General features: G+C 64.3%; 7 protein-coding genes. 3 read left to right on the top strand and 4 right to left on the bottom strand.

Annotated elements, in window-relative coordinates:
* Window positions 1-64: 64 nt before the first annotated feature.
* The 3 genes from mce to DDZ17_RS00545 are packed head-to-tail and all read right to left on the bottom strand — an operon-like array spanning window position 65 to window position 5066.
* On the bottom strand, window positions 65-475 hold the full coding sequence (gene mce, locus DDZ17_RS00555; RefSeq protein ID WP_116364017.1) for a methylmalonyl-CoA epimerase: 411 nt from the start codon (window positions 473-475) through the stop codon (window positions 65-67).
* A gap of 10 nt (window positions 476-485) precedes the next feature.
* Window positions 486-3299, bottom strand: a complete 2814-nt coding sequence (locus tag DDZ17_RS00550; RefSeq protein WP_116364016.1) for an ATP-binding protein — start codon at window positions 3297-3299, stop codon at window positions 486-488.
* 33 nt (window positions 3300-3332) lie between these two features.
* Window positions 3333-5066 carry an acyl-CoA carboxylase subunit beta gene (locus DDZ17_RS00545; RefSeq protein ID WP_116364015.1) on the bottom strand — a complete coding sequence of 578 codons (1734 nt, stop codon included), beginning with the start codon at window positions 5064-5066 and terminating at the stop codon, window positions 3333-3335.
* 327 nt (window positions 5067-5393) lie between these two features.
* On the opposite strand from DDZ17_RS00545, the gene pabB reads away from it, so the two are divergent.
* From pabB to DDZ17_RS00530, 3 genes are all read left to right on the top strand, one after another.
* Window positions 5394-6764, top strand: coding sequence for an aminodeoxychorismate synthase component I (gene pabB / locus DDZ17_RS00540; protein ID WP_116364014.1), 1371 nt, complete (start codon window positions 5394-5396; stop codon window positions 6762-6764).
* A 125-nt stretch (window positions 6765-6889) separates the two neighbouring features.
* Window positions 6890-8029, top strand: a complete 1140-nt coding sequence (locus DDZ17_RS00535; protein WP_116364013.1) for an efflux RND transporter periplasmic adaptor subunit — start codon at window positions 6890-6892, stop codon at window positions 8027-8029.
* Window positions 8030-8079: 50 nt separating this feature from the next.
* Window positions 8080-11208, top strand: a complete 3129-nt coding sequence (locus DDZ17_RS00530) for an efflux RND transporter permease subunit (RefSeq protein ID WP_116364012.1) — start codon at window positions 8080-8082, stop codon at window positions 11206-11208.
* A 7-nt stretch (window positions 11209-11215) separates the two neighbouring features.
* Here DDZ17_RS00530 and thrH read toward each other — a convergent pair whose 3' ends face one another.
* Entirely contained in the window at window positions 11216-11833 is a 618-nt protein-coding gene (gene thrH / locus DDZ17_RS00525; RefSeq protein ID WP_116364011.1) for a bifunctional phosphoserine phosphatase/homoserine phosphotransferase ThrH, read from the bottom strand.
* Window positions 11834-11854 lie beyond the last annotated feature (21 nt).

Raw genomic sequence — 11854 nt, 5'->3', positions numbered from 1 at the left:
GCCCGGTTCGGGTGTTGTCATGGAAACCCCCTGTGCCGGGGGCTTGGTCATTGGTAGCGGGCGGTCAGTGGCCCGCCGGCGGCTGGCTCAGCTCGATCAGTACCCCATCGCAGCTCTTCGGGTGAATGAAAATCACCAGGCAGTCGTGTGCCCCGGGGCTGGGTTCGTCCGCCAGGAACTGGTAGCCCTTTTCCTTCAGGCGTGCCACGTCGGCATGGATGTCGTCGGTGCGAAAGCACAGATGGTGCAGGCCCCCGCCCTTCTTCTCCAGGTACTTGGCAATGGGCCCTTCGCCATTCAGCGGATGCACCAGCTCAATGCTGGTGGGTGGCAGGGGGAAGAAGGCGGTGGAGGTTTTTGCCGCCGCCACGTCTTCGGTGCCTTCGTAGTTGAGGCCGAAGTCCTCGAGGAAGCGTTTGACCGCTTTCTCCAGGTCCGGCACGGCGATGGCAATGTGGTCGAGTCCGGTAATCATAGGCGTTGCCTCACACAATCTGTTCGAGGAATGCGCCGGTCATCTTGCGACGGCGGGCGGCAATTTCCTCCGGGGTCTGTACCACGATTTTTTCGTCCGGCGTGATCTTGAACAGGGGCTGGCCCTTGCTGATGATCACGCCGTCGTCTTCCACCAGCACCTTCTCGATGGTGCCGGAGAACGGCGCGTAGACCTTGTTGAACATCTTCATCACTTCCACGATGTACAGCGGGTCGCCGGCGTTGAAGTGGTCGCCCTCTTTCACGTAAACGTCGTGCTGGGGCGTTTCGCGACCGTAGAACATGCCGCCGCTCTCCGCCAGGATCTCGTCGGACTTGGCCACCGGCGGCGGCACCAGCACCTTGGCCATGCGCTCCTGCAGCTCGCCGTCGAACAGGCGCTCGGGAATGTGGATGCTGAGGTCCGGGTTGACGGTGAGGTCGTAGTAACCAGTGGCCTCGGCAATGGCCGGCAGAATGGCGAGAATTTCCGCGCCGGCCTGGAAGCCCTTGTGGGCGGCCCGCACCTCACCCCAGCCGGCCTCGGAGAAGCCCGCCGGGGCCTGGGCCTCAGCCAGCAGCGTCTGCAGGGCAATCCAGTCGTCGGCGTCCACCCGGTTGTTCAGCTCGGCGTAGAAGTCCACCGCCTGCTGCAGCACGTCGTTGTCGTGATCCCAGATCATGCTGGCGGCGGGGGCGCCGGCCACATAATCCATGTTCAGATAGTGGTAGGTGTCGGCCAGCAGTTCCACCGGGTTTTCGTTCCAGCTCACCTTGCCGTTGATCAGGGTGTAACAGTCGCGGTTGATGCTGAGCCAGCCCGACAGTACGTGGGGCTCTTCCAGCAGGCGGGCCAGTGGACGCAGGAACAGGGTGCTCTTGAGGTCCAGGGCCGTGGCCATGGCCTTGGCCGCCTCGCCATCGTGCCCCGCCGCCGCGGCGCTGCACACCTGCCGCCAGGCGTAGTCCAGGTCGACACCGTTGGCCTGCTCTTTCAGCTCGCCCACGGCGGTCAGGTAGGGCACGATAAAGCGGGTGGTGGGGCGGGCATTGATGTTCTGGCCGATAAACCAGTTCACCAGGCCGTAGTGGAATTCCAGGTTGGTGGCCAGGTCCTTGCCGCGCATGTTGGTCTGGCGGATCACCTCGGCCATGCGCTCGTAAGTGTCCAGGCGGGTCTCGCCCACCGTCAGCAGCAGGGCGATGTTGGAATCATAAGCACCGGCCAGGGTGTACTTCATGAACACGTCGGTGTCCGGGTTGTGCAGGCTGATGCCCTGGTCGTCGCGAATCTCGCCTTCCACCGCGTCGGACCAGGCCTCGATCACACCGCCGGCGCTGGGCTGCAGGGCCTGGTTGGTGGCGTTGAGGCGCGCCTCCACGCTGTCGTTGTGGCGCAGGATGCGATCGGGACGCGGCAGTTTTTCGCCGTGGGCCGCCAGCAGCACCATGGCCTCCACCAGCGACTCGACAATAAAGTGCTCGTCGGGGTTTTCGGGGTTGGTGAACTTCAGGGCATAGCACAGCTCGGTGACGCGGTGCTCCACCTGGATACGGGTGTTCATCTCCATGAAGAAGTGCTTGTCGCGATCGACAATACACTCAAAGGTGGACACCGAATCCAGGCCCACGGCTTCGCCGAAACGGGCCGCCTCGTTCTCCATGGCCTCCAGCGTCAGCAAGTCCTGCTTGAGGATGCGGGTTTCCACCTCGTTGCCGCTGGCCTCGGCCTGGGCGATGGCCGCCTGCAGGGATTCCACCGTCACCGACACTTCCAGCAGTTTCTGTTCGTGCATCTGCAGCGAGCAGTCGCGGCCGCCCATGGTCATGCACCACTGGCCGTTACCGATCACCTGGATTTCCTGGTGGCGGGTGGTTTCGATATTCAGCTCCACCAGTACGTTCTTGTTGTCGCCAACGCCGGTGGTTTTCACTTCGTTCAGAATCTCGCGCACCATTTCCGGGGTGCGGGGGGCTTCACCAATACCGAGAATACGCTGGCCCTTGCCGCCGCCGCCGCTGATGGCCTTCAGGCGCACGCGGTTTTCGGGGTAGTCGGCGGCCATTTTCTCCACCGCCTCCGTCAATGTGGCACTCAGCTCATCCACGGTGTAGAGATCGATGCCCTTGTTGTAGGACGCCGCCAGTACCAGGTCGGCCTTGTCCTCCAGGCTGATGTCCGGGTTATCCAGGGCGCCCTCTTCCACCGCCAAGCCCTGGTCGGCGCACAGGGCCTTGAGGTCTGCAATGCTCGGGTGCTTTTTCAGCAGGGTCAGGGCGGTGCCGTTGTCGATGCCAGGGGTCACCGAAACCCCGGACTTCAGCGCGGTGCGCTTGGCTTCGTCCTTAAGGCCCGCGTCGTGCACGGTGCGCGAACAGGGGCCGATGAAGTTGAGGCCGGCGCGCTCCATGGCCGCCACCATGCTCTCGTCCTCGGCCATAAAGCCGTAGCCAGCGAAAATGGCGTTGTAGCCGTTCTCGTGGGCAATGGCGATGATCTGGGCGATGCGCTGGTCGCGCTCTTCCTTGTTGGCGCCGGTGTAGTCCGGCACCCGGTGCACGCGGTCGGGGTTGGCAATGCTGCGCAGTTCCGGCGCCAGCGCGTTCTGGTAGACGATGGAGTCCTTCTCGGACAGCAGAATGCCAAAGTCCACAATGCCCATTTCGCTGAAGACATCCATGGCCTCTTTGCGAATGGGGCCGCGGCAGATGATCAGCGGGCGCAGGTGGGTGCAGTCAAACTGGTTGACCCAGTCCGAGTGGCGACGGCCCAGGCGCCGGTCGCGGTGAATCAGGGGGTTGCGCAGATAGTGCTCGTTGGACACGGTGTTTCCTCTGTTCTTGTGCGTTGCGGCGGCTTAGTGGAATTCGCGCTGTACCGAAGACAGCGGTTCCGGCGTGTAGTGGCGCAGGCAGAAGTCCATGTGCTCCGCCAGCACCTGGCGCAAATCGGAGGGCATGACAATCTGCGAGATAGACCCAAGGCTCAGCGCCTCGTTGGGGTTCATCAGTTCGCGCTCGTAGCGCTGGGCCAGCAGCTGTTCTTCGGATTTGACCCAGTTGCCCACCAGTTGCTCGGCCATGGCGCGGGCATCGTCGGCGGACAGCCCAGCCTGAACCTGGGCCTCGGTTTCGGCGGCGATTTTTCCGGCCACCGCGCCGCGCAGTTTTTTCAGTTCGTCCTTGTACACGTACTCAACGCCCGCCGGGCCCATCACCGCCACGCGGGTGGTGGGCAGGGCCACCACAAAGTCGGCCCCTGTGGGGTAGTTGTTGTAGGACGCATAGGCGCCGCCGAAGGCGTTGCGCACCAGCACCAGAAAGCGCGGGGTGCGCAGATCGACAATGGCATCCAGCATGGCGCGGCCGGCCTGCACAATGCCGCGGCTTTCCTGCTCGCGCCCGGGCAGGAAGCCGGTGGTGTCTTCTAGGAAGATCACCGGGATGTTGTAGAGGTTGCAGAAGCGGATAAAGCGCGCGTTCTTGTAGGCGGCGTCGATATCGATCTGGCCCGAGGACACCGCCGAGTTGTTGGCCACAAAGCCCACCACGTTGCCGCCCATGCGCCCGAGGGCGGTGATGGTGTTGCGGGCGCGTTCGGCCTGAATTTCAAGGAAGTCACCGTGATCGCACAACTGCTGGATCATGATGGTGATATCGATGGGGGTATTGAAGCCGGTGGGGGAGTTGAAGGCTTTCTTCAGCAGGATGTCGATGTCCCAGGTTTTGCGGGTCACCGGGTCCGACGAGGCCTGGTGCGGCGCCAGCGCGTTGTTGCTGCTGGGCAGGTAGTTGAGCAGGGCCCGCACCTTGCGCAGGGCCGCCACTTCGTCGGGCACCACAAAGTCGGTCACGCCGCTCTGGCTGTGCACACCAGGGCCGCCGAGTTCGTCGGGGGTTACGTCCTCGCCAAGGACCGACTTCACCACCCCGGGGCCAGTCAGGCCGAAGAAGGTCTCGTTGGGCTGGATGAGAAAGCTGCCCTGGCGCGGCAGGTAGGAGCCGCCGCCGGCGTTAAAGCCGAACATGCACATGATGGAGGGCACCACGCCGGAGATCTTGCGCAGGGCGGTAAAGGCGTCGGCGTAGCCGTCCAGCCCCCCTACCCCGGCCGGAATGTAGGCGCCGGCGGAATCGTTCAGGCCTACCAGCGGAATACGGCGCTTGGCGGCCAGTTCAAACAGCCGGGCGAGCTTTTTGCCGTTGGTGGCATCCATGGAGCCGGCGCGCACGGTGAAATCGTGGCCGTAGATGGCGATATCGCGGCCGCCCACTTTGATCAGGGCGGTCACCAGCGAAGCGCCATCCAGATTGGGGCCCCAGTTCTGGTACAGCACCGTGGGCGCCTCGTCGGCCAGGAACTGGATGCGCTCCCACACCGTCATGCGGTTCTTCTGGTGCTGACGCTGGATGCTTTTGACACCGGCGGCCCGGTAGGGGCGCTGCTGCAATTCCCAGCCAGCCTTGAGGGCATTTTCGTAGAGACCCGGTTCGCTGGCCACCTGGCCGGGAACCTTGAATTCCACTTCGTTCTTTTCGGCGAAGGGATTCTCCAGGGAGGCGATGAGTGCTTGATCGTTGTGTGCTGTCATAGTCCTTCTTTATCGGGCTGTAAGGTTGCCGTGCGACACCCGTGGGGAAGTGCCCGTTCATGCTCCTCGAGACTTTGGGGGATTTGCGCGTTGCGATTGGCGGGCTTAGGATGCAGTCCTGCCGCTGTATCGGCGAAACACAGTAATTCACCACCTTGGGTGAGTCAATTTCCCGAGGTGACACGAAAATTGACATTCTGGACGCAATTCAAGTGGTTAAACCGCTCTCCTCTACCAGTTTGCGTATTTTTGGCTTGCCGCTGATACGGAAATAAGCAGTGCCAACATTGACCCTGGCGGTCCTCGCGGCACTCCCCGTGGGACGACATGCCTGAATTTGCCCTGAAGCGCGAAGAAGTCCCCTACTTCAGCGACGTCTGCGACCTGTTCAAGCGCCTGCGCGACCTGCCGGACGCCGCCCTGCTGGACAGCAGCCACGGCGCGCCGCGGGCTGGCCGCTTCGACATTGTGGTGGCCAGGGCAGCCGCGGACAGCCCGCCAGTTCTGACCGGGGCCGCGCAGGATGGGGCGAGCGTGCGACGCCATCTCGGCGAACTGCAAACCTACCAGCGCCAGCGCTACCGGGGCATTGGCGCCCAGGATGCCGACCTGCCCTTTTGCGGCGGGCTGCTCGGTTACATCAGCTACGACGCCGGCGCCCTGCTACACGGCATCACTCCCGCCAGTGCCGGCGAACAGCCGCTGGTGGCCCTGCGCGCCTACGATGCCTGTATCATTCAGGATCACCTGCTACAGCGCAGCACCCTGGTCAACTTGCCCGCCCTGCCCGCCCCCTGGCGGGCCGACCTGCTGGCGCGGCTGCGCCAGCCGCCTGCCGCGCACGAGGACGCTTTCACCCTGCTGGGTCGCTTCCAATCGCGGCTGGGTGAACAGGGTTACCGTCGGGCCTTTGGCCGCATTGCCGATTACATTCGCGCCGGTGACTGCTACCAGGTGAACCTGGCCCAATGCTTCAGCGCTCCTTACCGGGGCGAGCCGTTCGCTGCCTATCGCGCCCTGCGCCGGATGGCCGGCGCGCCCTTCTCGGGCTATGTGCAGCAGGGCGACGGTGCCCTGCTCTGCCTGTCACCGGAGCGCTTTCTCTCCCTGCGCGGCCGCCACGTGGAAACCCGCCCCATCAAGGGCACCCGTCCACGGCTGGACGACCCCGCGGCGGATGCCGCCATGGCCAGCGAATTGCGCCACAGCCCGAAGGACCGCGCCGAAAACCTGATGATTGTCGACTTGCTGCGCAACGACCTGGGCCAGAGCTGCCTGCCCGGCAGCATCGGCGTGGACGCCCTGTTTGAGGTGGAAAGCTACCCCACCGTGCACCACCTGGTGAGTGCCATCAGCGGCGAACTGGCGCCGGGGCGCGACGCCCTGGACCTGCTGCGCGACGCCTTCCCCGGCGGCTCCATCACCGGGGCGCCCAAGCGGCGGGCCATGCAGATCATCGCCGAATTGGAAAACACCCCGCGCCAGGCCTACTGCGGATCGCTGCTGTACATCAGCGCCGATGGCCGCATGGACAGCAACATTGCCATTCGCAGCCTGCTGATGAATGGCACCGAAGTGCGCTGCTGGGGCGGCGGCGGCATCGTTGCCGATTCCGATTGCGCCGCCGAGCACAGCGAAACCCTGGATAAAGTCGGGCGCTTTCTCAACTGCCTAGAAACCGAGTTCAGCCCAACCTGAAAACGCCCAACAGTTTCACCTACATGCACTATAGTGGGTTGGTGCCCGACCCGTTGCGGTTTTGTGGTACAGACAGCATGTAATAACTAAGCGGCCCAAAGGGCCGCAACTGGGGGTATCCGGCCATGCGCGTTGAACACCTTTTCCTACTCTGCGGCTTGCTCGCCCTGGGGCCTGGTGGCTGCGACAAAGGCAGCTCCAACGCACCGCCTGCCAGCGCACCCGCGGCGCTGACCTTGCGGGCGGGCCAGGTGGCCACGGTGACCGAGCGCACCATTGAGCCGGCCTTCACCCTGAACGGCAAAACCGAGGCAGTGCAATCGGCAAACATCAAACCGCAAATTGCCGCGCGCATTCAGGCGCAACATTTCAAGGGCGGCGAGCTGGTGGAAGAAGGCCAGCTGCTGGTGGAACTTGACCCGGCCGACTTCAAGGCCAACCTGGCCGCCGCCATGGCCGCACTGCAGTCGGCACAGGCCTCGGCCCGGCAGACCGAAGCCAACTGGGAGCGTGCCGAATCCCTGCTGCCCAAGGGCTATATCTCCCAGCTGGACTACGATGCCGCCAAGGCGGCGGTAGAGGGTGCCCGCGCCAAGGTGGCCGAGGCCCAGGCCAGCCTGGAACAGCATGAGTTGGACCTGTCACGCACCCGCATTCTGGCGCCCTTCAGCGGCCGCATCAGCCCCCCTGGCCACGCGGTGGGCGACCTGGTCAGCCAGCTCTCCGTCACGGCCCTGTTCGAGCTGTCCCAGCTGGACCCGATCTACGTGATCGGCAGTGTGGAACAGAGCACCTACAACCGCTTTGCCCTGCTGGCCCAGAAGCTGGCCGCCGAGGGCGTGGAGCTGCCAGAAGTGAAAGTGTCGCTGGAACTCACCGGCGGCGAGGCCTACCCCCACGAGGGCCACTTCCAGGCCTGGGACCACAACGCCAAAGCAGCGCCGGGGATGATTATCGGGCGCACCGAATTCCCCAACCCCGACGGCATACTGCTGCCCGGCCAGAACGTGATTCTGCACGGCCATGCCCTGCGCAGCGTTACCGGGGCCTTCATTCCCCAGGCCAGCGTCCAGCAGGACCAGCAGGGGCACTATGTGATGGCCATTGCCGAGGACGGCACCCTGCAGCGGCGCAATATCGAGGTGGGCATCCGCGATGGTGCCGACTGGTCAGTGCGCACCGGTCTCAAGCCCGGCGAGCGCGTGGTGTTGCAGGGCGGCCAGGCCCTGCCCCCCGGCAGCCCAGTGGTAGTCGCAGAGCCCTGATTGACGTTGCCAGCGGCAATGTCTGAGCCCCATTACGGAGGTCCAGCCCGGTGAGTCCACAGTTTTTCATCCGTCGTCCCAGGTTTGCCCTGGTCATCTCCATCCTGATCACCCTGCTGGGCGCCCTTGCCGCCATCGTCATGCCGGTGGATCAGTACCCGGACATCGCCGCCCCCAAGGTGGTGGTGCGAGCCAACTTCCCCGGCGCCAGCGCCGAAACCGTCAAAGAAGCAGTAGCCGCGCCCATTGAAGACGAGGTGAACGGCGCCGAGGGCATGGTGTATATGTCCTCCAAATCCGCCAGCGACGGCAGCTACACCCTCACCGTGACCTTCGAGATTGATGTCGACCCGTCGCTGGCTCAGGTGGATGTGCAGAACCGGGTGGCCCTGGCCACCCCGCGCCTGCCGGAGGAAGTGCGCAAGCGGGGCGTGAGCGTCAAGAAACGTTCGCCGGACATGCTGATGGTGGTGAACCTGCATTCACCCGACGAGCGCTTTGACGGCGTGTTCCTGTCTAACTACGCCAGCCTCAACATCACCGGCGAGCTGGCGCGCATCCCAGGTGTTGGCGAGGCCAGCATTATCGGCGCGCTGGACTACGGCATGCGCCTGTGGCTGGACCCGATCAAGCTCAACGCCCACGACCTGTCGGTCAACCAGGTGCTGGCGGCGGTGCGCGAGCAGAACCAGCAGGCCGCCGTCGGCCAACTCGGCGGCCCGCCCAACCCCGACACCACCCAGTTCCAGTATGTGCTCAAAACCAAGGGCCGACTGTCCAGTGTGGAAGAGTTCGAGAACATCATCCTGCGCAGCGACGACCAGGGCGCCCGCCTCACCCTGGCGGATGTGGGCCGGGTGGAGCTCGGCGCCCAGGCCTACAAGGGCTACGGTGAATTCAACAATCGCCCCGGCGTACTGATTGCCATCTACAAGCAGTCCGACGCTAACGCCCTGACCACCTCCGAGCAGGTGCGCGAGCGCATGGACGACTTGGCCACCTACTTTCCCGAGGGTCTGGAATACGTGGTGGGCCACGACACCACCCTGTTCATCGAAGCCTCGCTGGAGGAAACGGTGTTCACCCTCATCTTCACCGTGGTGCTGGTGGTGCTGGTGACTTACCTGTTCCTGGGCAGCGTGCGCGCCACCCTGGTGCCCACCATCGCCGTGCCGGTGGCGGTGATCGGCACCCTGGCGGTGCTCTATGCCCTGGGCATGACCATCAACACCGTCACCCTGTTCGCCCTGATCCTGTCCATTGGCGTGGTGGTGGACGACGCCATCCTGGTGGTGGAGAACGTCGAGCGCTTGATGCACGAAGAGCACCTGGCGGCCCGCCCCGCCACCGAAAAGGCCATGCAGCAGGTGGCCGCCCCCATTGTGGCCACTTCCCTGGTGCTGGCGGCGGTGTTTGCCCCCACCACCCTGCTGCCCGGCATCACCGGCGAGATGTTTGCCCAGTTTGGCGCCACCTTAGTGGTATCGGTGCTGATATCGACCATCAACGCCCTCAGCCTGAGCCCGGCCCTGTGCGTCATGCTGATGAAGGAGAGCGAACACGGCCCCAACCCCGTCATCCGCGTGTTCAACCGCGGTTTCGCGGCCGTCACCCGGGGCTACGTGTGGCTGGTGGGCTGGCTGGCCGCGCATCTGGTCATCAGCAGCGCCCTGATCGTGGGCCTGTTCGCCCTGCTGGTGCTGATGTACCGGGTGGTGCCCACCAGCTTTATCCCGGACGAAGACAAGGGTTTTTTTATTGTGGACGTGCAGTTGCCCGCCGCCGCCTCACTCAACCGCACCGGCCAGGTAATGGATGACATCTACACCCGCCTCAAGGACGACCCGGCAGTGGAGCTGGTGCTGTCGGTGAACGGCTACAGCCTGCTCAACACCGCCCTGCAATCCAACGCCGGCATGGTGATTGTGAAGCTCAAGCCCTGGTCGGAACGCACCTCGCCCGAGGCGCACCAGTTCGCCCTGCAGCGCAAGTACCAGCAGGAGCTAAGCGCACTGGGCTCGGCGCGGGTGCTGGTGTTTGGCTCCCCTGCCATTCCCGGCCTTGGCACGGTGGCGGGCTTTTCCTACGTGCTGGAGGACACCCAGTCCCGCGGCGCCGAAACCATGGCAGCCATGGTGCAGACCCTGCTGCAACAGGCCAATGCCCAACCGGAACTCGCCCGTGCCTTCTCCACCTTCCGGGCGGATTACCCGCAGATCTGGCTGGAGGTGGATCGCGAGCTGGCCAAAAACCTGGGCGTGTCTGTGCAGGACATTTTCCTCACCCTGCAGACCCAACTGGGCGGCTTCTACATCAACGACTTCAACCTGTTCGGCAAAACCTACCGGGTGATGGCCCAGGCCGAGGCGGAATTCCGCCAGACCGAATCGGATCTGAAATCCCTGTATGTGCCCGGCCAGAACGGCCAGATGGTGGCCCTGTCGGCCCTGGTGAGCACCCGCCCGGTACAGGGGGCCGATGTGCTGTACCGCTACAACACCTACGACGCCGCCACCGTCACCGGCCAGCCGGCGGCGCTGTACAGCTCCGGCCAGGCCATGGACGCCATGGAGAACCTGTCGGGTGGTGCCCTGCTGCCCGGCTTCAAGTACGAGTGGACCGACTCCAGTTTCGAGGAGCGCAAGTCCGGCAACCTGGCACCCATCGCCCTGGGGCTGTCGCTGGTGTTTACCTTCCTGTTCCTGGCGGCCCTGTACGAATCCTTCAGCATGCCCATCGCCATTATCCTGTCGGTGCCGCTGGCCATGGTGGGAGCCATGGCGGGCCTGCTGATCGGCGGTGAATCGCTGAGCCTTTACGGCCAGATCGGGCTGGTGCTGCTGGTGGGGCTGGCGGCCAAGGTCGCCATTCTCATTGTGGAGTTTGCCAAGTCGCTGCGCGAGGCCGAGGGCATGGATCTGCAGGAGGCCACGGTCACCGCCGCCCACCAGCGCTTTCGCCCGGTGATGATGACCGGGCTGTCCTTCACCGTGGGCGTGTTCCCGCTGGTGATCGCCAGCGGCGCCGGGGCCGCCAGCCGGGTGTCACTGGGGCTGGCGATTTTTGGCGGCACCATCGCCTCGGCGGTGTTTGGCACCCTGCTGGTGCCCATTTTCTTCAAACTGGTGCAGCTGTTCCGCGAGCGCATTCACGGCGGCAGGACCCTGCCGCCCGAATAGCCGGCCCTTACAGGCTGAGGTCGCGCTCGCTGGCGGTGATGAAGGCCTGCTTCAGGTCCGCATAGGTGTGTACCGCCGGAAACTGGGGAAACTCGGCGATCACGTTGTCGGGCGCATGGAACAGAATGCCCGCGTCGGCCTCGGCCAGCATGGTGGTGTCGTTGTAGGAATCGCCGGCGGCAATCACCCGGTAGTGCAGGCTGTGCAGGGCCTTCACCGAGGCGCGCTTCGGGTCTTCCTGGCGCAGCTTGTAGTCCACCACCCGGCCGCTGTCGTCGGTAATCAGCCGGTGGCAGAACAGGGTCGGCCAGCCCAGCTGGCGCATCAGCGGCTGGGAGAACTCATAAAACGTATCGGACAGGATGATCACCTGGAAGCGCTCCCGCAGCCAGTCCACAAACTCCACCGCGCCTTCCAGGGGCTCAAGGGTGGCAATCACCTGCTGGATGTCATCGATCTTCAGGCCGTGCTGATCCAGCAGGCCCAGGCGCTGGCGCATCAGCACGTTGTAGTCGGGAATGTCGCGGGTGGTGGCGCGCAGTTCCTCAATGCCGGTTTTCTCGGCGAAGGCAATCCAGATTTCGGGGACCAGTACCCCTTCCAGGTCCAGGCAGGCCAGTTCCATGTACTTACTCCAGCAGGCAAA

This window comes from Parahaliea mediterranea, from assembly GCF_003402235.1.
GTDB lineage: Bacteria > Pseudomonadota > Gammaproteobacteria > Pseudomonadales > Halieaceae > Parahaliea > Parahaliea mediterranea.
The sequence above is the reverse complement of the archived record's forward strand: the minus strand, read 5'-3'. Positions and strand labels throughout refer to the sequence as shown.

What these genes read in the sequence shown, in the direction of transcription:
- mce (WP_116364017.1), bottom strand. Translation starts at nt 475, where the DNA reads ATGATTACCGGACTCGACCACATTGCCATCGCCGTGCCGGACCTGGAG.
- DDZ17_RS00535 (WP_116364013.1), top strand. Translation starts at nt 6,890, where the DNA reads ATGCGCGTTGAACACCTTTTCCTACTCTGCGGCTTGCTCGCCCTGGGG.
- thrH (WP_116364011.1), bottom strand. Translation starts at nt 11,833, where the DNA reads ATGGAACTGGCCTGCCTGGACCTGGAAGGGGTACTGGTCCCCGAAATC.
- pabB (WP_116364014.1), top strand. Translation starts at nt 5,394, where the DNA reads ATGCCTGAATTTGCCCTGAAGCGCGAAGAAGTCCCCTACTTCAGCGAC.
- DDZ17_RS00545 (WP_116364015.1), bottom strand. Translation starts at nt 5,066, where the DNA reads ATGACAGCACACAACGATCAAGCACTCATCGCCTCCCTGGAGAATCCC.